This is a genomic window from Thermosphaera aggregans (assembly GCF_014962245.1).
Taxonomy (GTDB): domain Archaea; phylum Thermoproteota; class Thermoprotei_A; order Sulfolobales; family Desulfurococcaceae; genus Thermosphaera; species Thermosphaera chiliense.
This window is the reverse complement of the sequence record NZ_CP063144.1, coordinates 728,649-750,137: the sequence shown is the minus strand read 5'-3', so window position 1 is coordinate 750,137 and position 21,489 is coordinate 728,649. Positions and strand designations below refer to the sequence as shown.

The 21,489-nt window shown below is 45.1% G+C and carries 22 protein-coding genes; 16 read left to right on the top strand and 6 right to left on the bottom strand.

Annotation, left to right across the window (positions count from 1 at the left end):
- The first annotated feature begins 79 nt into the window (after positions 1-79).
- Genes IMZ38_RS04410 through panB form a run of 4 tightly spaced genes read left to right on the top strand, consistent with a single transcriptional unit; the run spans position 80 to position 3,323 of the window.
- Positions 80-754 (top strand): hypothetical protein, encoded by a 675-nt coding sequence (locus IMZ38_RS04410; RefSeq protein ID WP_193435706.1) that lies wholly within the window; start codon positions 80-82, stop codon positions 752-754.
- A complete protein-coding gene (locus IMZ38_RS04405; RefSeq protein WP_193435705.1) occupies positions 732-1,595 on the top strand; it encodes a thiamine-phosphate synthase family protein in 864 nt (287 codons plus the stop codon). Before IMZ38_RS04410 ends, IMZ38_RS04405 begins: the two co-directional genes overlap by 23 nt.
- A gap of 8 nt (positions 1,596-1,603) precedes the next feature.
- Complete coding sequence (locus tag IMZ38_RS04400; RefSeq protein WP_193435704.1) at positions 1,604-2,533, top strand: ketopantoate reductase family protein; 930 nt, start codon at positions 1,604-1,606, stop codon at positions 2,531-2,533.
- Positions 2,517-3,323: a 3-methyl-2-oxobutanoate hydroxymethyltransferase gene (gene panB / locus IMZ38_RS04395; protein WP_193435703.1), complete on the top strand. Its 807-nt coding sequence runs from the start codon at positions 2,517-2,519 to the stop codon at positions 3,321-3,323. The genes IMZ38_RS04400 and panB overlap by 17 nt, the downstream gene beginning before the upstream one ends.
- Before the next feature lie 55 nt (positions 3,324-3,378).
- On the opposite strand, the gene IMZ38_RS04390 is transcribed toward panB, so the two are convergent.
- Both IMZ38_RS04390 and IMZ38_RS04385 read right to left on the bottom strand, forming a co-directional pair.
- A complete protein-coding gene (locus tag IMZ38_RS04390; RefSeq protein WP_193435702.1) occupies positions 3,379-4,650 on the bottom strand; it encodes an ABC transporter permease in 1,272 nt (423 codons plus the stop codon).
- A complete protein-coding gene (locus IMZ38_RS04385) occupies positions 4,647-5,384 on the bottom strand; it encodes an ABC transporter ATP-binding protein (protein ID WP_193435701.1) in 738 nt (245 codons plus the stop codon). The genes IMZ38_RS04390 and IMZ38_RS04385 overlap by 4 nt, the downstream gene beginning before the upstream one ends.
- A 363-nt stretch (positions 5,385-5,747) precedes the next feature.
- Here IMZ38_RS04385 and IMZ38_RS04380 point away from each other — a divergent pair, with 363 nt between their 5' ends.
- From IMZ38_RS04380 to IMZ38_RS04365, 4 genes are read left to right on the top strand one after another with little or no spacing between them, the layout of a single operon-like run.
- Positions 5,748-7,028 carry an alkaline phosphatase family protein gene (locus IMZ38_RS04380; protein ID WP_227410819.1) on the top strand — a complete coding sequence of 427 codons (1,281 nt, stop codon included), beginning with the start codon at positions 5,748-5,750 and terminating at the stop codon, positions 7,026-7,028.
- A gap of 5 nt (positions 7,029-7,033) precedes the next feature.
- Positions 7,034-7,885: a pantoate kinase gene (locus IMZ38_RS04375; protein WP_193435699.1), complete on the top strand. Its 852-nt coding sequence runs from the start codon at positions 7,034-7,036 to the stop codon at positions 7,883-7,885.
- Positions 7,860-8,636 carry a 4-phosphopantoate--beta-alanine ligase gene (locus IMZ38_RS04370; protein WP_193435698.1) on the top strand — a complete coding sequence of 259 codons (777 nt, stop codon included), beginning with the start codon at positions 7,860-7,862 and terminating at the stop codon, positions 8,634-8,636. The genes IMZ38_RS04375 and IMZ38_RS04370 overlap by 26 nt, the downstream gene beginning before the upstream one ends.
- A 12-nt stretch (positions 8,637-8,648) precedes the next feature.
- Positions 8,649-9,581 carry a hypothetical protein gene (locus IMZ38_RS04365; protein ID WP_193435697.1) on the top strand — a complete coding sequence of 311 codons (933 nt, stop codon included), beginning with the start codon at positions 8,649-8,651 and terminating at the stop codon, positions 9,579-9,581.
- Positions 9,582-9,673: 92 nt separating this feature from the next.
- Here the strand turns inward: IMZ38_RS04365 and coaBC are convergent, their stop codons facing one another.
- The gene (gene coaBC, locus IMZ38_RS04360; RefSeq protein WP_193435696.1) at positions 9,674-10,894 is read right to left on the bottom strand and encodes a bifunctional phosphopantothenoylcysteine decarboxylase/phosphopantothenate--cysteine ligase CoaBC; all 1,221 of its coding nucleotides are present in this window, start codon (positions 10,892-10,894) and stop codon (positions 9,674-9,676) included.
- Positions 10,895-10,967: 73 nt separating this feature from the next.
- On the opposite strand from coaBC, the gene rimI reads away from it, so the two are divergent.
- The 4 genes from rimI to IMZ38_RS04340 all read left to right on the top strand — a co-directional run bounded on the left by rimI (position 10,968) and on the right by IMZ38_RS04340 (position 14,454).
- Positions 10,968-11,528 (top strand): ribosomal protein S18-alanine N-acetyltransferase, encoded by a 561-nt coding sequence (rimI, locus tag IMZ38_RS04355; RefSeq protein ID WP_193435695.1) that lies wholly within the window; start codon positions 10,968-10,970, stop codon positions 11,526-11,528.
- A gap of 76 nt (positions 11,529-11,604) precedes the next feature.
- The gene (gene asnS, locus IMZ38_RS04350) at positions 11,605-12,903 is read left to right on the top strand and encodes an asparagine--tRNA ligase (RefSeq protein WP_193435694.1); all 1,299 of its coding nucleotides are present in this window, start codon (positions 11,605-11,607) and stop codon (positions 12,901-12,903) included.
- An 11-nt stretch (positions 12,904-12,914) separates the two neighbouring features.
- Positions 12,915-13,592: an endonuclease III domain-containing protein gene (locus IMZ38_RS04345; RefSeq protein WP_193435693.1), complete on the top strand. Its 678-nt coding sequence runs from the start codon at positions 12,915-12,917 to the stop codon at positions 13,590-13,592.
- A gap of 1 nt (position 13,593) precedes the next feature.
- Positions 13,594-14,454 (top strand): class I SAM-dependent methyltransferase, encoded by an 861-nt coding sequence (locus tag IMZ38_RS04340; RefSeq protein ID WP_193435692.1) that lies wholly within the window; start codon positions 13,594-13,596, stop codon positions 14,452-14,454.
- A gap of 21 nt (positions 14,455-14,475) precedes the next feature.
- Here IMZ38_RS04340 and IMZ38_RS04335 read toward each other — a convergent pair whose 3' ends face one another.
- The 3 genes from IMZ38_RS04335 to IMZ38_RS04325 all read right to left on the bottom strand — a co-directional run bounded on the left by IMZ38_RS04335 (position 14,476) and on the right by IMZ38_RS04325 (position 17,233).
- Entirely contained in the window at positions 14,476-15,621 is a 1,146-nt protein-coding gene (locus tag IMZ38_RS04335) for a PhoH family protein (protein WP_193435691.1), read from the bottom strand.
- A gap of 135 nt (positions 15,622-15,756) precedes the next feature.
- Entirely contained in the window at positions 15,757-16,497 is a 741-nt protein-coding gene (locus IMZ38_RS04330) for a DNA polymerase sliding clamp (RefSeq protein WP_193435690.1), read from the bottom strand.
- A 70-nt stretch (positions 16,498-16,567) separates the two neighbouring features.
- A complete protein-coding gene (locus tag IMZ38_RS04325) occupies positions 16,568-17,233 on the bottom strand; it encodes a restriction endonuclease (RefSeq protein WP_193435689.1) in 666 nt (221 codons plus the stop codon).
- An 82-nt stretch (positions 17,234-17,315) separates the two neighbouring features.
- On the opposite strand from IMZ38_RS04325, the gene IMZ38_RS04320 reads away from it, so the two are divergent.
- The 4 genes from IMZ38_RS04320 (at position 17,316) to IMZ38_RS04305 (ending at position 21,489) form a co-directional block, all read left to right on the top strand.
- Positions 17,316-18,296 carry a deoxyhypusine synthase gene (locus tag IMZ38_RS04320; protein ID WP_413743238.1) on the top strand — a complete coding sequence of 327 codons (981 nt, stop codon included), beginning with the start codon at positions 17,316-17,318 and terminating at the stop codon, positions 18,294-18,296.
- A complete protein-coding gene (locus IMZ38_RS04315; RefSeq protein WP_193435687.1) occupies positions 18,293-19,636 on the top strand; it encodes a tRNA(Ile)(2)-agmatinylcytidine synthase in 1,344 nt (447 codons plus the stop codon). Before IMZ38_RS04320 ends, IMZ38_RS04315 begins: the two co-directional genes overlap by 4 nt.
- 68 nt (positions 19,637-19,704) lie before the next feature.
- Positions 19,705-20,901 (top strand): pyridoxal phosphate-dependent aminotransferase, encoded by a 1,197-nt coding sequence (locus IMZ38_RS04310; protein ID WP_193435686.1) that lies wholly within the window; start codon positions 19,705-19,707, stop codon positions 20,899-20,901.
- Positions 20,902-20,922: 21 nt separating this feature from the next.
- Positions 20,923-21,489 (top strand): HD domain-containing protein, encoded by a 567-nt coding sequence (locus tag IMZ38_RS04305; RefSeq protein WP_227410818.1) that lies wholly within the window; start codon positions 20,923-20,925, stop codon positions 21,487-21,489.

Below are 21,489 nucleotides of genomic sequence, written 5' to 3'. Positions count from 1 at the left end.
TGAAAACACATACTTCAATCATTGATCAATAAAAAACTATTTTAAAACCTACCCAGCCTAATTAATAGTGGGGTTTTGAGTGCTTTCCAGCGATTTGAAAGAAAAGGTTTTCTCTTTCCTCCAGAAGTATGGAGACAAGGGTTTCATAGTTTTAAAGACGGCTTTATCCATCGCTAAAGACCCTAATATTGACCACAAGCTGGGGGATTTCAGCTTCAAACACTTAGTATTAAAGCTTAACTCAATGGGCTTCTCGTACAACCCTGTCAACTTGATAAGGATTCTTGAGAAAGAATTCGGCCTTATAGAGAAGACTTATTCATCAAGCAACCAGACTTGGTGGCGGTTTAAGGATATTGATGCTGTCGAGGAAGCGGTTTACTCCGAGAATGATGTGGAAAAAGTTGAAGACCCGAAAATTAGACTGATCGCCGTGAAATACCGCTCGCTGGAGCCAGCTGAAATATATGCTTTTCTGCAGAAAACCCTAATTAAGCCTTCTTTAACCCCAGCCGATAAGGCCAAGTTTAGGTCGATGGTTTTCAACGAAATAGATCAGCTTGTAAAACTAGTTGACGAAATGTATAATTACGAAGAGTTTTTCGAATACGAGATTAGCTTCATCAAGGAAATCTTCAAGTTGGCTGAGAAGCTGTCCAGGAGGATTGAAAACGAGCATTTAAGAGGATTTAGAGGCAGGCAAACAATCTCACAGGAGGATATTTTAAGGGATGATCATAGAGGACATAGCTAGTGAAATCGTTCTACCCAATATAAGGGGAATTCTAGCACACGTGTTGAGAAACCGTGGGTTGAGCCAGCATAGGATCGCAAAGATTCTAAACATTACTCAGCCGCTTGTCCACAAGCTCCTCAGCAAGCCGGTTGAACACTATGTTGAAAATTTAAAGAAGTACTCTATAGATGAGGAAATTGTTCTCCACCAATGCAGGATTCTTGCGGATTTAGCAGTAAGCGAGAACTTTGCAAGATTCGTGATAACCTCCCACGGGTTTACAAGTTACTTATCAGCAATTATTGCTTGTAAGGAATTCACGGAGCTACGAGAAGAATGCGTTAAGGGATTGCTTAAAGACCCGTATATTGAAGTGTATAAGACCGCGCTCTCCAGAATCATGTCTAAGCCGGGTTTGGCCAGGATTCTTCCAGAGGTTGGCAGTAATCTCGTTTACGCGCCAGAACCTCCAACCTCGGAGGCAGACATAATAGGGCTAACGGGTAGGATTGTCAAAACTTTAACTGGAATAGTGGTTACCGGCGAACCTTTTTACGGAGGTAGCCGGCACTTAGCGAAATTACTCCTCCTCATCGTGAGACATAATCCTATGAAGAAAGTAGGCTTTAACTTCAAATACGACTATTCTTTAGTGACTAGGCTGAAGCATCATATCTATCACGTAGTGTACACAGGGCCCCATACCGACTTGAGTGGTTTCTGGAAAACCATGGAGGATGTTGCAGGGAGAAAGCCAGACGTAATTGTTGATAAAGGAGGTACAGGGCTCGAACCTGTTACTTATGTTTTCACTAAAGATTTTTACGAACTAGAATCCATTCTTGAAATACTGCTCTAGTGAGGGAAATGAGCATCAGCGCTTGCATAATAGGCGGGGGCAGCATCGGAAGCATTATAGCTTACTACCTGTATAAGGGAGGTCTATCCAGGATTCCAATTTACTACAGATCCGAGGAGAGCTACCGTAAAATACTGGAAACACGGGCTATCAACATAATCATGCCTTCATCAGGTGAGGTATATGCTGTCCCAGTAGAGCCGAGGCTATCTAATGTCCCGTGGGACAAGTGTGATTTCATATTCAACACTGTGAAAGCATATGATGTAGAATCAACCATAGAATTGATGAAAAGGCTTTCCCATAGGGACTCCGTTATAGTTATGCTTCAAAACGGTTTCGGGAGTTATGAGCTAGTTGCTGAGAGATTACAGGAGGCTAAGGTCGCAGTAGGCGTAGCCTATATTGGAGCAGAAAGATTGAACCCCTACACAATACGATACAATGGTGGTAAAACGGTTGTCGCGGGCTGTCCCGGCAAACCATGCCATGAATTATCCCCGGTCTCCACAGTTCTCATTAGGGGAGGGATGGATTTCAGGATCACATCCAATATTGAATATTACCGGTGGCTGAAGCTTGCTCTAAACTGTGTCGTCAACCCGTTGACCGCGCTGACTAGGCAGAGGAATAAGATTGTTTTAAGCAAGAATGCAGAAGAATTGGTCGACAGAATCCTAGAGGAGTTTATACAAGTAGCGCACAAGCATGGATTCAGGTTTGATAAATCCTATCTGAAAGGCTACGTGTATAGGAATGTTGAGCTGACGAGAGAGAATCTGTCAAGCATGCTCCAGGATGTGTTGAGAGGGGGTAAGACCGAGATAGATTACATCAATGGTTTCATTGCAAAAGAGCTGGATTATCCGGGATTGAACTATTTTATTACTCGCTTGATTCATTTATTAGAAGGGGCTGGAGATGAAGTCAAAAGTTAATGTTAAAACAATTGTGAAAATGAAAGGCCGTGAAAAAATCGCCATGATAACAGCGTATGATTATGTCTCGGCGAAGCTTGTTGACTCAGCGGGCGTGGACATAATACTGGTAGGGGACAGCGTTGGAATGGTTGCTCACGGATTCACCTCTACATTACCCGTAGACATGGCCATGATGCTTCTCCATCTATCAAGCGTGACAAGGGCCCAGCCCCGTGCACTAGTAGTTGGGGATATGCCCTTCCTAAGCTACGAGGCCAGTATTGAAGAAGCTGTTCGAAACGCGGGTTTAATGATGAAAACAGGCGCCGACGCAGTGAAACTAGAGGGCGGTTTAGAATACGAGGAAACGGTTAAAGCGCTTGTAAAGGCTGGAATACCTGTCATGGGCCACATCGGGTTAAACCCTCAGAGAGCCTTGCTCATAGGAGGTTATAAGAAAAGAGGGGTTAGCGAGAAGGAGAGGGAGAAAATCCTGGAAGACGCTAAAGCCCTTGAAAGAGCAGGAGCCTTCTCAATAGTTATTGAGTACACCTCGGCTGACGTGGCTAAAGAAGTAACCGAGCAGGTCAGCATCCCCACTATTTGCATAGGAAGCGGGCCATGGTGTGATGGGCAAGTATTGGTCTTCCACGACCTCCTCGGGCTGAGCGAGAACCCGCCGCCGTTTTCCAAGCAGTACGCAAATCTAAAGGAAATTATCACTAACGCGGTAAGGTCCTATGTTGAGGAAGTGAAAACCGGGAGGTTTCCCGAGGAAAGACACTATTTTATAGAGAAAAAAGATTGATTGTTTCACGTCAGCAAGACTTCACAGCTGTTTTAAAACTCTCTTCATGAGACTTTCACGTTCTTTCCCTTATTTTCAACCTTCCTATTCTTAAACCTAGAACCACTATGTCCCTGTTAAACACATACACGGCTATCGACATTACGCTCAGTGTTGAAACCACTGCGACTAAGAGTGAAACAGCCAGAGTCGTAGTATCCCCCATCATGGTTGAAACCACTGCAACAATGGGCAAGGGGGCAATAGTAACTCCTGCGATCACGCCAGTGACAACGTTTATTGGTAAACCGATAAAGAGCAGTGCGTATCCAACACCTATGAAGACAAACAATATTGGAGTGGTAAGCGCACCTGCTATCCTCTCATCTGAGACTATGGAGCCAAGGGTTACACCTATTGCTCCTGAATATACCAATCCTAGAACTATTGACACGATGGATATCGATATGGATTCGAACCCGAACGTTTGATACAGGAAATCAGCTAGGTTTATAGATGTTTCCGAAGGAGCCGGCGCCGAAGGCGTGGCAGCGCTTGAGAGCATAAACAGTATTCCTGCAAAATAAGCGATCCCCATAAGTAGTGAAGCCACTATGGAGCCAATGATTTTTGCGAAAACAACGTTTCTGCGAGGAATAGGTTGCGCTAGGAGCATTTCAAAAGCCTTCTCAACTTTTTCAGTAGCGGTAAACTGTGAAGCATACATTGCGTTGACGCCAATGATTATTGCCACTATCACTGGTATGATGCCTAGGATGGATGAGAATGCCGTGTATTCCTCCATTCTCATGGTTTTCCCATATAGTTCAACCGTTGAGTTAACCACTATGGGTTTTTCTATTAATGAAGGGTCTATATTGTTTTCAACCGCTATTGTGAATGCCACGGATTTCCTAATGAGCTCGCTAATCGTCATGGCAATCCCTGTTTTAGCACTGCTCACCACTGGTGAAACAGTGTTGATTTTTGTGTATGATTCTAAAACTAGTGTTTCATTCAAATTCATCGCTCTAGATGTGAAATCTGGTGGTATGACCACCACGATCTCGTACATGCTTAGCCCTGAGTCTACACTTCCAACCAGCTTTAATCGACCGCCACTTGTTTCATTCGCTATAGAAAGCACCTTATTCACGAACTCTGAGTTATCCTCAACAACAACACCCACTTGCACGTTAAGTGTTTCCTCAACAACTGTTTGAACCCCTGTTGAAATCAATCTACCCAGGGCGCCATAGAATACGAATAATAACACAATACTCATTATGAACGCTGGGTTTTTAACGAACGCTTTAACCTCCCTTATTATCAAAGGCGTCAAGCTCATGCTGCTTCACCCTTTATCTTCAGAAATACTTCTTCGAGATTCACGGAGTTTGTCCTCGCTTTCAACTCCTCAACCGGACCCTCCCTTAAGAGAGTGCCTCTGTAAAGTATTCCAACCTTTCTACACAAATATTCTACTTCAAGCATGTTGTGGCTACTCAATAATACTGTGATGCCGAATTCCTTGTTATACCTCTTGATCATTTTTCTTACATAAATGCTTCTCTCCACGTCCAGCCCGCTGGTAGGCTCATCAAGAATCAACAACTTCGGATGTGATGCTAAAACCGTGCTCAATGCTAAAATTCTCTTCATACCTTTGCTATAACCCCTAATCGGTCTCTTCAAGTCGTTACCTAAATCAGCTATTTCAATCGCTTCGCTCACAGCCTCCTCCAATCTTCTGCCAGAAAACCTCACCGAGAGCATGAACCTGATGAAATCCAAGCCTGACAGATCCCTGTAAGCCCCAGCTTCCTCGGGGAGATAGTTCATGAGCCTCCGGGCTTCTAAAGGGTTTTTAACCACGTCAATCCCGTACACGTATACCTCTCCCCTGGTAGGCTTTAAAAGCGTCGCAATTATTCTCAAAGTAGTTGTCTTACCGCTTCCATTCGGCCCTATTAGCCCATATATCTCTCCTTCTTCAACAGTAAAAGTCAGAGAGTTAACACCGATGTTTCCGCCCCTGTAGATTTTTGTCAGATTTCTTGTAAGGATCGCGTACTCCGGCATATACACACCAATGTTTAAAACTAATTCAACAATCAATTTAATAATTTCCTTCTAGCTTCTAGAAATACCTCTTAACCTTTCCCATCCAGCATGTTAAAAAGGCATAAAGGAGGACGCTTCGAAAAACGCGTTGGGAAAGGTGAGGATGAAGCCTCTGCTAGGATTAAAATCGTGATTTGACTAAGGAAACCCGGCCTTCTCCCAATAAGCCAGGTAACCATGCACAGCTCTAAGATAAGAAAGTGCTCCAGGCATCTAAGTCGCGGAGAATTCGGTGACTCAGGTGGTTTTCTATTATTCTAACAAATCCGTGCTTGAATAGTATTTTTACCTTGCCAAATGATTATCTATTTGGGTGGCAACATGGGTTTCAACTTAAAATTAATATACCTTGTACTCGATGGCATGGGCGACAGGCTGTCAGATCCTGTTACGACGCTTGAATCTGCTGAAAAACCCGGTTTAGACTTCATAGCCTCCAATTCTAAGTGCGGGTTGATGTATACGGTGGGGAAAGGGGTTGCGCCGGAGAGTGACGAAGCCGTTATCTCGCTATTAGGGTACGATCCTCACGAAGTATACACTGGTAGAGGCCCTCTGGAAGCATTAGGAGCGGGAATACCGATTAAGGAAGGGTATGAGGTAGCCTTCAGGGCTAATTTTGCAACGGTAGATTCTTCTTCGCTAAGAATTATTGATAGAAGAGTTGGTAGGAGCTTGAAAACTGAAGAGGCCCGTAAGCTTGCCGAGGCTCTTGATAAGATGGAGCTGGAAAAGTATGATGGATATGTTAGAGTGATTGCAACGATTGGTCACAGGGCAGTGGTTGTGATTGGCAGTAGGACCCGCAGGCTATCGCCTATGGTGGATAACAATGATCCAGCCTACAAGAGAGTGGGGTTGGTCAGCATCGCGAACCAGTCTTTCAATCCATTCCTTAAGGAGATAGAGCCATTGGATAATTCGGAGGAAGCAAGGGCTACCGCTGAACTCGCTAACTTGTTCATGAAGAAATCCATAGAAATCCTTGACACTCATCCTGTGAACAAGGAGAGGGTTAAACGAGGGCTTCCTCCAGCTAACGCGTTACTGTTGAGGGATGCAGGGGGCTCGTTCCCGAGAGCAACACCTTTAGGTGAAAAATACGGGGGGAGGTTCACGGTGCTCGCAGAAATGCCTGTCGAAATAGGTATTGGTCGTGCATTTGGTGCGGAAACAATCGTTATGGATCCCCCAACCGGTAGGCCAGAGATTGATTACAAGATTAGGCTTGAGAAGACGTTTGAGGCTCTTGAAAAATCCGACATAGTCTACGTGCATTTGAAAGGCCCGGACGAGCCGGGTCACGACGGCGATGCCGCGCTGAAACGAAAGAGGATTGAGGAGATAGATAGGCACTACGTTCAACCACTCTTAGCGAGATTGAAAGACAACACAGCCTTGCTGGTTACCGCTGATCACGCAACTCCGCCCTCAGTGAAGTCGCACACGGATGATCCCGTGCCAGTGGCTTTCTACGCTCCAGGGATTAAAGCAGACGGGTTGAAGGCTTTCAGCGAGAAGGAGTTTGCTAAAGGAAGTCTAGGATTAATAGAACATGGCTGGATGCTCCTTCCAATGGTGGTCAAGTATCTGAAAGAGTGATCTTTTTGATAAAGCTGACTATACCTCACCACGTCTCTGGATTGTGGATTCCTGTACTGAGCAGTAATCCTTTGTTCTCAGGAAGTATTGGGGCCGGGATAAACCTTTCAGTATCGAGCGTTGCACTCCCTGTTGAGGATGAGTGCACGATTCGGTTGAACAATCAAAAAGTTTTTCACGAGCAGGCTAAGGATGTTTGCGAGTTTTACAAGACAAAAGTAGGCGTCACAGTGGAATCTCCCTTCAACTTAGGGAAGGGTTTCGCACTCTCATCCACTCTCTTAATCGCGCACACACTGGTTAACTCCATCTATGCAGGGAGCTCGTTACTCAATGCTTTTCAGAAGGCTCACGAGCTCGAAGTTGTGAGAGGGACGGGGCTGGGGGATGTTATCTCTCAATACTATGGTGGCTTCGTCATTAGAACCCGTCCCGGGCCGCCCGGCATCGGTGAAGCTTTCAAAATCCCTGTTAAATACCGTGTTAAACTAATCGTGTCCAGCCTTCCCTACTCCGAGCCAACTGGTAAAATGCTTGAAAGGATACCGTTAAGCCATTACGAGAAAGGATTATCACTTCTCAAAAAAGTTGCAAGCAGCGAGGATTTGATGGATTACTTCAACGCTGCGAAGGAGTACACTCAGGGTATTTTCGACTATTCTTCAATACCTGCTGAAATACTTCGCTCACCGGGAGTTGTAGGCCTCTACTTGAAGAAGTCGGCGCTCATCATTTGGGTTGAGAAGGATCACGTCACAGAGATTACCGATATTTTATCCCGTAGGCAATTATTTTTCATGGAGAGTGAAATCTCTAGGACTGGTGTTGAAATTGAATATTCCGGCAAACCACCCTAGGCGCGAGAGCCTTTTGATAAGGGAGAAGCTGGTAGAAGGATTTAAGAAAGGGATTGTCGCGCCCGAGGGCTTAATTGCCCATGGGAGAGGGGAATGCTTCGATTACCTTATAGGAGAGAAAACCCAGGGATTCGCTTTAAAGGCTATTGAAGCGGCTGCTGCCGCACTATTACTCGCTAACCACGCAGTTATATCTGTGAATGGGAATGTTGCAGCCCTTGTCCCTGAGCACGTTGTTAAACTTGCTGAAGCATCAGGAGCGCTTATCGAGGTTAACTTGTTCTACAGAACCAGGGAGCGGGAGGAGGCTATAAAGCAGTTCCTGCTCTCTCATGGAGCACGCGAGGTTTTAGGGGTTGGCGAAGACGCTTCTGCAACGATTCCCGAACTATTTAGCGAGAGAAGACGCGTGAGTCCCCGCGGCATATTGATTGCAGATGTTGTCCTGGTACCTCTTGAAGACGGAGACCGCACAGAAGCGCTTAAACGTCTCGGCAAGTATGTTATAACTATTGATCTAAACCCGTTGTCTAGAACTGCTCGAGCCGCCGACATCACCATCGTAGATAACGTAGTGAGAGCAATGCCGTTGCTTGTTGAAAAAGTATCTGAGCTTAAGGGGGAGGACCGGGGGTTTTTGAAAAACATTGTATCGTCGTACAACAATAACGAAGTACTTCAAGAAGCATTAAGATTCATAACCCATAGACTTCTCGAACTGGCCTCCAAAGATCTTAAACTACATGCATGAGGCTGTGAAACCTTGGAGACCTTATGTATTAACGTAGCTGATTCAAGCATTCAGATTCAAACAGAAAGGGCCCAGGAGTTATGGGCATCTCTTTCCAGCGCTTTCGCCAAGAGATACCTGCCCCGTTTAAAAAACACTAGTGAGTGCAGACCTGACGCCGTAATCTATTGGTTCAACAAAGACGTGAAGTTTAAAGTGTTGACGCACGACCTGCTTCCTCACGGGCTTCCATCACTCTTCATTGTTGAAGGAAAATACCCTTCAGCATATTCAAATGAATCCCCATTCTTCTTCCTCCTTCAAGTAATAGCATACGTGTTGGGAAAGAAAGGCTATGTAATGCTAACCGATTCAATCACGATAGAACGCGGTGGAAAAGCCTTGCTCTTTCTAGGGTATCCTCACTCGGGCAAAAGCTCTATCTCAGCAGTGGCGTTTTCTCGAGGATTCAAGGTTTACGCTACAGAGAACACGGTTATAAAAGTTACCAGTCCTTTAAAAATAGTTAACGGTACATCAATGCTAGTCTACGATCCAGCAATCAGAAACCTGTATGGTGTGAAAATCACTCCTGACGGTGTTACCAAGCATGGGTACGAATACCTGGACCTAGAAGCGCGGGGCGTGAATCAGCTGGGAGAACTGGATGTTGATAAAGTGTTTGTCATCCACTCAGGCTTTACCTGCAAAGGGTTCAGCGCATCGCCCATTACGGGCAGGAAAATTAGGAAAACACTGTGGTATTTCTCGACAAGCCTGTTGAAAGGTGTGGATTATTACGAGCCTCAACCTCTTGGCAATTTGATCACCGAGGATGTGGCGAGGACGTTACAAATTTTTCTCGAAATTGTTGAAAAAGACTATCATGACAAGGTTTTCGAAGTTTTTGGTTCAGTGCCAGAGATATTTGAAAACACAGTGTTAAATTCTCACTCCACCATATAGGCTGTGTGTGCTTAAATCTATTTCAATGCATATCAAACCCTTTTCTTGGTGAACGCTCTTAGAGATGTTCTCGCTTCAAATGTCATGGAATCCTATAACTTAAATCTGCCAGCCACGTAGTCAACTATCGCCCTGGCCACTACCTCCTTGAAGGATTCGCCCGGACACTGGAATCCTTCTTTCCAGACATAACATACTTCCAGAAGCGGCTTCGAAAACCCTGCCTTTTCTGACAAGATGTTATTGGCTACTACAAGGTCGAGGTTATAGTCGAGAAGTTTAACTCTGCTTTTTTCAACCAGCTCCTCGGAAACCTTCGAGCTCTCAGCAGCAAAACCGATGAGAAGCCTTGGCCTTTTAACGATGGATTTTAAAACTTTTTTAGTTGCCTCGAGCTCTATCACCAAGCTTCTCATATCTCTCGTAGACAGTTTTTCCTCATGGTAAACTTTGGGCTTGTAATCAGCGGGTGCTGCCGCGAAAATCCCTGCATCATATTCTCTCTCGCTAGTCAATCTCTCTATTGCCAGCGCCATGTCGCTCGTTGTCTCCACGCTTATGTTGTTCACCATGTAAGGAGGGTCAAACCTTGAGATGCCTGAGACAAGGTCGACTATAGCGCCCCTGCATGCTGCTTCGCGAGCGATTAAAATCCCCATTAAACCGCTACTTGGATTGGTCAATACTCTGACAGGGTCTAAATACTCTCTTGTTGCTCCTGCGGTTACAACAATCCTTTTACCCTTTAAATCCTGTCCCCTGTTGACAACCGCGTCAACACAGTGGGCTAGGTCGTCGAGCGGTGGAAACTTGACCTTGTTCTCCTCAATAAAAGGGGGAATAATCACCACGTTATAGTCTTCAAGAAGCCTCCTAGCCTTCTCATACTGTGGCGAGGTGTACAGCCTCATGTTCATTGCGGGTGCAATAATGATTTTCTTACCGTCACCCATCATGGTGGCAGCTGTTAACGGTAGTAATTCATCGAGAATTCCGTAAGCTATCTTGCTCATGGTGTTAAGAGTGGCTGGAGCGATTACAAGCGCGTCAGCCCATTTCGCAACATCTATGTGCTCCGTCTCCCCGGTCATCTCCACAAGCGGCTTATTCCCCGTTGCCCACCACAGTAGATCAGGTCCGATCAGCTTAGTTGCAAACCGTGTGAGTATGGGCCTAACCTCCGCGCCCATTCTAATCAGCTTCCTAGCCAAGTCCACGGACCTGTATGCAGCTACTGAACCGGAAACACCTAAAGCGATGCGTTTACCCGCTAGCGGCATATGCTCATGCTTCCTTATTTCTTCAATAAGCATCCAGCTCACCTTCACCAGAATATATTAATTCCTCACAACTATTTATTATAATGCTTTGAGGAATGGTGATTTCATGCTTTTCAAGAAGGAAAAACCCGCAGTACCATCGGTAACCACGATATTTGAAAACGCGCTGGCAACCTTGAGTAGGGAAGCGCCAGGGTACACGATAAGGCTGGCCAGGAAGGAAGACATAGAATCCATTATACGTATTAATCGGGAGGCTCTCCCGGAGAACTATCCAAGGGCTTTCTTCGAGGATTTGTATAATTCTTATGGAAAATCCTTCTTCGTAGCTGAGGCACCTAACGGCGAAGTAGTTGGCTACGTCATGTGCAGGGTTGAATACAAGCCTGGTTTCTTTAAAACCCTGCTTGTTAAGAGCGGGCACATCGTGAGCATAGCCGTTCTTAAAGAGCATAGGGGGAGGAGTCTAGGGCTAGGGCTTATGGCTCACGCGTTGAAAAACCTCTATGAAAGCTACGGGTGTTCTGAAACATACTTGGAGGTCAGGGTGAGCAATACCCCCGCTATCAATCTGTATGAGAAACTCGGCTACGTAAAGATAAGGGTGGAGAAACAGTACTACCTAGACGGTGAAGACGCGTATATCATGGCGAGACCCCTTCCTTAAGCCTGGAAGAAATTTCTTATAAACAGGCGTTAAATAATCAATTCTACATAGTTTAAAACGAAAATGGTGCGAGTACATGGATTTCAAACCCATAGCATCTGTTATGAACAGGGAGTATGTTGGTAGAGAAGTGTGCATTAGAGGCTGGGTTTACAGGAGAAGCGTTGTTGGGGGCAAGGCTTTCGTAAGGGTCAGAGACTCCTCCGGCGTCATGCAAGTGGTTGTTGACTCGTCAAGACTCGGGGATGAATTAGTCGATTCATTAAAAAACATTGGTTTAGAAGCAAGCGTCATGGCTTGTGGAGAGGTTCGAGAAGAATCTAAGGCTCCGGGAGGTTTCGAGCTTCACGCAAGCTTTTTCAAAATAATAGGAGACAGCCGGGATTTCCCGATCAAAGGCGGTGAAGGAGACGAGTACTTGTTGAATGTTAGGCACTTATGGATTAGGAGTCCCCGCTACGCTGCACTATTCAAGATTAAGCACACCGTGATAAACGCTGGTAGGGAGTACTTCAGCAGAAACGGCTGGTGGGAGGTTACGCCTCCAATCCTAACCGCTTCTGCCTGCGAAGGTGGAGCAACACTCTTCCCAGTCCAGTACTTCGATCAAACCGCCTTCCTAAGCCAGAGCGCCCAGCTATACCTGGAGGTTTTGATTTACACTCTTGAGAAAGTCTACAGCTTAACACCTAGTTTCCGCGCCGAAAAATCCAGGACAAGAAGGCATTTAGCCGAATACTGGCATCTCGAGCCCGAGGCGGCATGGTATGATATGAATGACATGATGAAGGTGGCAGAGGAGCTTGTTGCTTACATTGTTTCAAAAGTCCTTGAGGATAGGAGGAGAGAGTTGGAGGAATTTGGGCGGGATGTTAAAAAGCTTAAGAAAGCGTTGGAAACCCCATACCCTAGGATCAGGTATGATGAAGCAATAGAAATACTTCAGAAGAAAGGGGTCAATGTTAAATGGGGCGACGACCTCGGAGCGGATGAGGAAAGAGTATTAACAATGGAGTTTGAATCACCGTTCTTCCTAACCCACTTCCCGAGACATATCAAAAGCTTCTACATGAAGCTGGACCCAAGCAACCCCGAAGTAGTTCTCGGGTTCGACTTGCTCGCTCCCGAAGGTTATGGGGAAATAATAGGCGGGGGCCAGCGTGAAGATGATTACAAGTTACTGCTGGAAAGGTTAATCGAGCAAGGATATAACCCTGACGACTACAAATGGTATCTAGACCTGAGAAAATATGGGAGTGTCCCCCACAGCGGATTCGGCCTTGGAATCGAAAGAATAGTGATGTGGATAACTGGTTTAGAACACATAAGAGAAACCATGCCCTTCCCGAGATATAGGGAACGCATATATCCGTAAGAGGATCAGGGTTGAATATTGGAGATATCATACTTGAAAAACTGGAAAAATTTTACAAGCTTGATGAAAAAGAATTCACCGTTTCACACGTAAGCAAAACCTCATTATTTGAGTTCATTATCGCAGTTGTCTTAAGCCAGAATACTTTGGATAAAAACGCTGTGAGAGCACTTGAAAACTTAAGGAAAAACCTGGGAGTGATCGATCCCGAAAAAATTTTAAACATAGGAAACAATGAACTCACGGATTTGATCAAGCCAGCTGGAATGTACCGTGAGAGAAGTAGAGTTATCCTTGAACTGGCAAAGATCTTCTCTGAAAACGGCTTTGAGAAAAAGTTGATTGAGGAAATCAATAAGAGTGATGTTGAAACTTCTAGAAAAATATTGACAAGCCTGCCGGGAGTAGGCCCTAAAACCGCTGACGTCGTTCTCCTAGCATTTTTCGGTAAACCGGTATTCCCTGTTGATACCCATATCAGGAGAATTACGAAAAGGTTGGGATATGTTAGAAGGGATAACTATTATGAAATATCTGGTTTCTGGTCCGCTAGCACGAGCCAGGCTAATTATATGAAACTCCATCTCTTATTGATAACTCATGGAAGGAGGACCTGCAGAGCGATCAAGCCATTATGTAGTGCTTGCCCAATAACCAGTTTCTGCGAGCACGGGAAGAGAGTGGTTTAAAATGGGAAGGGGTAAAATTCTACGGGAATTGGCATTAAAGATTTACGGCCCTGAAAAAGCCATGGAGGTGTGGAAGCGGATTGAATTCGTAGGTGATTTAGCCATTATACGGTGCCCTCTGAAAATGACGCCGGAGGAGTTGAAGCCTCTGGCTGAATCGATTCTTTCAAAATTCCCCATGGTTAAAAGCGTGTGGGCTGGATTGCCGGGCGTCGAAGGACCGTACAGGCTTAGGCGTCATGTTCATCTCGCAGGCGAGGTTCGAAGCGAGACCATATACAGGGAACACGGATGTGTCTTTAAGGTTGACATAAACAAGGCCTATGTTTCCCCGGCTTTAAACTACGAGCATAAAAGAATTGCTAAACTGGTTAGGCAGGGCGAGACTGTTGTAAACATGTTCGCAGGCATTGGATTGTTCAGCATAATTATTGCGAAATATTCGAAGCCTGATAAAGTCCACAGTATCGACATAAATCCATACGCGTTTGAATACATGGTTGAAAACATAAGGCTCAACAAAGTTGAAAACATTGTTATCCCCTACCTAGGTGACGCTAAGGAAATTATCGAGAAACACCTGCTGAATACCGCGGACAGGGTTTTGATGCCTTATCCGGAGCTAGCCTTGGAATATTTTGAAACAGCTGTTAAAGCGCTAAAACAACGTGCTGGATGGATACATGTTTACCTCCACGTGAAATCCCTTAAGGGGAAGAATCCCCTTAAAGAAGCTGAAGAGGCTGTTGTAAAAACAGCTTCAAGCGTGGGCGTGGGGAAGTACGTTATTGAAAACTCGAGAATAGTGAGAAACGTTGGCCCTCGACTGGTTCAAGTTGTAGTGGATTTGTATGTCGAGTAACCTTAAAAGACCTTGAATATTTCACTTCTCTCTTTCCGAGCGATCACTCTTAACCTCGTAAACCCTCACGGAAACTCCCAGGAGCTTGCTGAACACGCCGTCGATAAGCCTGATATAAACACCTTTCTGTCCTACGAAAGCCCCATAGCCTTCTTCACTTATCTTCACGGCCAGAACCGGCCCTGCGAAATCCACTTCCTTCACATGCTTTGTAATCCATGCAACAGGGTGAAGAGCCCTTATGAACGGAGTGAAATCCAGTGAGAGCTGGCAAGCCCTTATTTTCAAGCCTAAGTCTTTCTCTACCGCTTCTATTCTTTCGCCTTTCTTCCCAATGATTCTTCCAAGATGCCCTTCTTTAACAACTATTAACGCGTCGGGAACGCTCTCAGTTGTCACGCCTAGTTTCTTTTTGAGTTCAACAAACTCTACCGCAGTTACTAAGTCAGCGTCAGGAGCGTGTAATCTAGCTGTTTCAACTATCTGCTTCTCTGTCTCAGTTAGCTTTCTAGAGCGCATCTTCGACTCGAACAATAACTTTATCCCCATCTTTGCCCCAGGCCTAACAATATCTTTCAACCCGAGATCAACCACTCTGGCTGACTCCTCGTTAAGCAGGAGCTCCCTTAACATGATTGTGGAGTCTTTAACCGTGTGAGCCCTCTGGAAGATAGGGTCCCCGGCTATTACAAGCCTGCTATTATTTCCTATTCTTGTAACAACCTCTATAGCGCTCTCCACCGGAATACTTTGAACATCGTCTAGAAATATCAGTGAATCGTCAAAGGTTCTCCCTCTCAGATAATGGGAGTCTGCTATTACTATTTTGTAGTTTTTGATCATCTCCTCTACCTTGGCCCATTCAATATACCCGTATAAAATATCCCTCAAGTATGAAGAGGCGAGCTCGTAGTAAAGCTCGCCAAGGTCTGCGGGTGTGAGCTCGCTCCCCGATGTAACGTCAACCAGGGGACGCGCTATAATGAATCTCCTATACTTCTCGTTTAGAACGCTTTCTACTCCGTACAGGATGCTGAACAAGCTTTTCCCTGACCCAGTTGGGCCGAAAATCCCTACTATGCTGTACTTGGCATTCTTTAAGGCATCAACGATCTCAACCTGTCCAGGGGTTTTCGGTTTAACCATGTTTAGTAGTGAAATGCCCATTAGCCGTCACCGTTATTTCTCAGTCAACATTTACATTCAGAGAATTCTTATTAAATTTCACCGTGAAATTCGGTTAAGTTGTTGAAACAACTGTGACGTAAATAGTAGAAGAGGTATTTCTTTTTCTGAGAAAAGCTACATGGAGACCGGGGCCATGATATATCTTACTTTGCCTGTTCCTCCGATTTGAAAGTCTAGCAGCAATGGTGAGTCGCTTGAGAATCCGAGAAAGACCACATCGGAGACCCTGCACAGTTTCATTACGCTTCTCAAATACGATATATCGTACTGTGATTTTGAGGGCTCATCGACCTCAAGCGAGACCAGTCCAACGGATCCTATTTTAAGCCTTGTCTCGTTAACACCTGTACCCCGGCCTCTGAACACCAGTTCCTCCGTTGAAGGAGCCTCAATTTCAATAATGGTTCCAACAACCTCCGCATCCTGAATAGCGTGGTTAACAACGCTGGCTATTAACTGCGCCCTTACATTAGTCTGAAGCCCGGTAGAGGGAATATCTATAACGGGTACCTCGAGGTTCCTAAACCTGTACTCCCTTCTGACAAGTCCTTCGATCCTGAAATTAACATAGTTTCCATCTGACCACACCACTAGGTTTTCTCCTTTCTTCACATGCTTCAAAACCTTCTGGATATTGGAGGTTGAAAAGCCTAGGGATCCTTCCTTCTCTACCGTGTATTCGAGAAACATGTCTCTAGGAAGGTTAACCTCTATTAAAGCAATCTGTGAAATATCCATAGCTCTCAGAAATACTCCCTCGCTTGTAATGCTTAAGGAAACCTCATCAACGAGTTTTCCAACCGCTTCAAACAGTTCCTTCAATATTTTAGCTTCCGGAATCACTATCTTAATCATTTAACCACCCTGAACCACTCCTATTTAAAATAATCACTACATCATATATAATTATTGATTTACACGAAAATTATTTCACCACTGGAATAGGTTTTATGTTAAATTCTTCGAGAACATAATATGCCTCTCGCAACACATTGTTCAATTCCCTAATGCTAACTATTAAAACGTTTCTATGAGACCTGAGCGATGGGGTTAGCAGTGTAACAAGTAGTGGTATTAAAAACCGGGTTTTCTTCAGCAAGGGATATTTAGGAATTGCTTGTGGAACCATCTTAGACAGCCTCACAGTTCTCTCATAATGCGAAGAGGCTGCCTGCGCAAGCCTGCTCTTCGATGATGCAGACCAGTGCTTACAGTCTACTACGAAGCTTAAACCAGTTGACGCGTTAATCGCTACAACATCTACTTGGAGCCTTTGGGGGGAAAATATTGAAACGTTATTGATGGTTTCATACCCATGGAGTGAGAAAACCTCTGAAGAAAGCTTCTCGAATTCTTTCCAGTCGACCAGACTACTGAGCTTTCCAATCTCTAAACCTTTTTCGAGCCCGTGTTCCAGTAATTTGAAAACCTCTCTCACAACAACTTCCTCACCATGGATTTCGATCAAGTCGTCCAGCTCACGTAGTTTTTCCAGAAGAACATGCCTACTGAGTCCTGAAAGCCTAGCTAATTCGTCAAGGAAAAGCCGCCTATGTTTCAGCAGAGATACTATTAAGTCCTCCGAAGGCATTACACCATCTTCCTTATAACAAATATACCTGATAATGCTTTATAATGGATAAGGTGAGGATGCCTTGGCTGAGAAAGACTTTATGGAGGAGGCTAGGAGATCGATTCTCAAGGAGAAAGTCCAAGATTATACGGTAACCGGCAGGGAATCGGTCTGCGAGCTAATCGAGAATTTCGAGAAAGCCCACGGGTTCATGGCAGGGCATGTTGCACGTGCCTCCAGGATTATCAGCGAGATGGTGTTGGATAAGAATGTTTTCAAAATATTTTCATTCACAGGCAACCTCGTCGCCACGGGTTTAAGAGGTGTTATAGCTCAGCTTTTGAGAGAAGGGTTTTTCAATGCCGTGATAACTACTTGTGGAGCGGTAGACCATGATATTGCCAGAGGCGTGGGGGCCGCCTACTACAAAGGGGATTGGGGCTTTGATGACGCACTCCTCAAAGCAATAGACGTTCACAGGCTAGGAAACGTTCTCATACCAATGGAAAACTATGGTTTAGCTGTTGAGAAGTTTTCGCGAAAAATGTTTGAGGAATTAGTTGCTCAGAGGAAGCGTTGGAGCGGTTATGAGCTCTTATGGGAGGCTGGGAGAAGGATAAGCGATGATAACAGTATTTTGAAAGCGGCTTTCGAGAGGAAAATTCCGGTTTTCGTGCCCGGGCTATATGACGGTGCTTTTGGGTCTCAGATCATATTCAATTTGTCGACAATAGGTTTGGAAGTAGATCTTGCTGAGGATGAGAAAAAGCTTGTCGAAATAGTGTTCTCGAGTGAAAAACTTGGTGCTTTAGTCATCGGAGGAGGGATAAGTAAGCATCACACTATATGGTGGGCGCAGTTCAAGGAGGGCTTGGACTACGCTGTCTACTTGACAACCGCGGTTGAATACGATGGTAGCCTGAGCGGTGCTCATCCAAGGGAGGCTGTAAGCTGGGGGAAGATTAAGCCAAGCGGAAGGACGGTAACGGTTTACGGGGATGCCACGGTATTGCTACCTTTAATAGTGGCTGGATTCAAATGCTTGCTTCGTAAGAATGAAGGCCCAGTTGGTGGGACGTGACGAAAGCTGAGAGAATTTTCCACATAGGCATAGACGATGTTGATTCCCCTGCGGGAGGATGCACGACACATTTAGCCCTGTTAATGCTTAAGGAATTATTGAAGCATAGTATTACCCTAGTAGACTATCCTAATCTTGTAAGGCTTAACCCGGGGGTTCCATGGAAGACTAGGGGGAACGGCGCGGTTGCTTTAAGGTTCATCACGAACATGGAATTAGGCGAGATATACGGGATAGTGGAGGGCATTTTCAAGAAATACGTGGAAGAGTTCGAAAACCCTAAACATCAACCGTGCTTATTGATCGTAGAGGGGGAAGTCCCTAACAAAATCGCATTACTAGCTAGGAAAGCCCTATACGATATTATCCCCCCGGATCTCGCGTTGAAAGCCCTTGAAGGAACTCCTCACATCTTCAAATGTTTCAATGGGACTCGAGGCATAGTCGGTGCCTTAGGCGCGGTTGGAAATACCATGACCACAGAAGACTACACGTTTGAGCTGATCGCTTATAGAAGAGTTGAAAACCTGGGCAGGGAACGCTGTGTTGACAAGGATAGCGTTAAAGAAATGGACCGGGTATATGGAGATGAGACCATACTCAACTACGACCCGGTTGAAGACAGGATACTAATCACGCCAAGAGGGCCCGACCCTGTTCTTCTCGGGATACGTGGAGAAAACCCGTCGATCCTTATAAAGGCTTACAAGATGCTTAAGCTTTGCGAAGAACCAGATTTCGCAGCAATATTCAGGACTAACCAGCACACCGACCCACACATTAGGCTTGCTGAAACCATATGCGAAGCCCACCCCTACATGTGCTTAAGGCTTCGAGGCACAGTTGCTACAAAACCGTTCAGGGACGTTGGAGGGCACGTGTTTTTCAAGATTTGTGATGATAGTTGCTGCATTGACGTGGGCGTTTACGAACCGACTAAATGGTTTAGAAACATTGCCGAGCTTCTAATCCCTGGCGACGTGGTTGAGGTTCAAGGATGTGTGAGACCTCCTTCCACTTCCCACGGCATGACTTTAAACCTTGAGAAACTCCACGTGATTTGGTTGAAACCCGTAATTGTTTACGAGAACCCCTTATGCCCGGTATGCGGCAAGAGGTTAACCAGCGCCGGAAGGGGCAAGGGATTCAAGTGTAGGAATTGCGGGTTTAAGTCTAAAGATATTGCCAGAAAAATCAAAATATTGGAGAGGGGTATAAGCGAGGGATGGTATCAGCCACCATACAGTGCTTTTAAACACGTTATGAAGCCGTTGAAAAGGGTTGGGCGGGAGAAGCGGGAATTCAACTACACACATATAGAAACCGTTTTCGTAATGTAAGCTATGTATGATTTAATATTTTATTGTTAAATACTTATATGTATGTATTAATGCTAAAGGGGTTGGGAATGCAGGTATCCTCAAGAGTTAAAAACCTCGAGCAAAACCCTCAGAGAATTCTCATCGCGAAAGCTGACGAACTAGCCCGGAAGGGTTTGAAAGTATACAACTACACGGCTGGGCAACCAGGCCTCCCCCCGGATAGAAGAGCACTGGATTATTTTATCGAGAAATTAAGGGAAGACCCCTTCAAACATTTCAGGTATATTCCAACCCAAGGACTTCCTGAGTTGAGGCAGGCGATTTCTCAAGACTTGAAAAAGTACGGTGGTATTGACGTATCGCCGGATGAAATAATGATCGCTTCCGGTGGTGCGGACGGACTAGTATTATCAATTTACACCACCACTGACCCTGGCGACGAAATTTTGCTTTTAGAACCATGCTACAGTGTGTACTGGGATCTCGCGAAATTCGCAGGGTTAAAGCCTGTCTCCTGCGCACAGATCCATGAGAAAGGGTTTAATCCTGACCCTGAATGCATTAAGAAAAAGATATCGAGTAAAACAAAGGCCATCCTGTTTGCAAGCCCTGATAATCCAACCTCCCGTATAATAAGCGAGGAGGTTGCCAAGACCATAGCAGATATTGCTGTCGAGAAAAACATTTGGGTTATATATGACGTAGCATACAAGCATATTGTTTACGAGGGACAGCATGTTTGGCTTGAAAAATACATGCCGCTAGACAACCTGATAGTGGTGGGATCGTTCAGCAAGGACATCGCGATACCGGGGGGAAGATTAGGCTACGTATACACGTCGAAGACGGCGATAAAAGAGCTTGTAAAGCTTAAGGGAGCATTAGGAATAGTGGCTCCTGTTCCCAGCCAATGGCTTGCATACTACTATCTCGATAAAGGGTTTAAAGAGGAATACTTGAGAAATGTTCTACCAGTATACAAGAAGAGGCGTGACACCGCCTACGAAGCCTTGATAAAGAACCTGCCGGAGGCAAAGGTGGAGAAGCCCTTGGCAAGCATGTACTTATTCCCCGATATGACTGCCTATCTCGAAAAGCTGAGGCTTGACGATTTCAGCTTCACTATGAAACTAGCTGAGGAGGCAGCCGTTATCACCCTTCCCGGCTCGATATTCGGTCCTTCCGGCCGAAACCATTTAAGAATAACCTTCGTTACAATGAGCGAGGACGACTTGGTCAAAGGCATTGAGCTGATGGCGGATTGGATTAGCAAGGCTGGTTAATAACCGGACCATACAATGATTATGAAAGGTGGTTTTTTGAAAATATCTGGAATAATAAATATTAGACACGTACCTAGAACCGGGTGGGTGCTGAGAGGGGTTCCACCAGCAGTAGCCGAGACTATCTCGGATCACATTTTCCTAGTAACATTGGTGTCTTTGAAGATTTCGGAAGACTTAATGGAGAGCGGGTTTAAAGTAGATGTTGCTAAAACCCTCGTGATGAGCCTAGTTCACGATCTTCCTGAAGCTGTGACAGGCGACATCGTTAGATATGTTAAGGAGAAGGAGCCTTCTTACTTTAAAATGGTTGAGGAGAAAAGCCTAGAGAGTCTAGGGATGGAGAAATATATCGATTTGTATAGAGAATTCGAGGAAAGGAAAAGCTTAGAATCTATAATTGTTAAGTTATCAGACTATTTAGCTACAATCATAGAGGGGAGAAGGCTGATCGCGCTGGGATATAGCGATGTCCGTGAGATTGTTGAGAACATGGAAAACCTGGTTAAAAACATTCTTGAATCCTTAAACAATTTAGAACTCAAAAACGTTGTTGAAAAAACGGTCATGAACATGCTGAAAAATTAG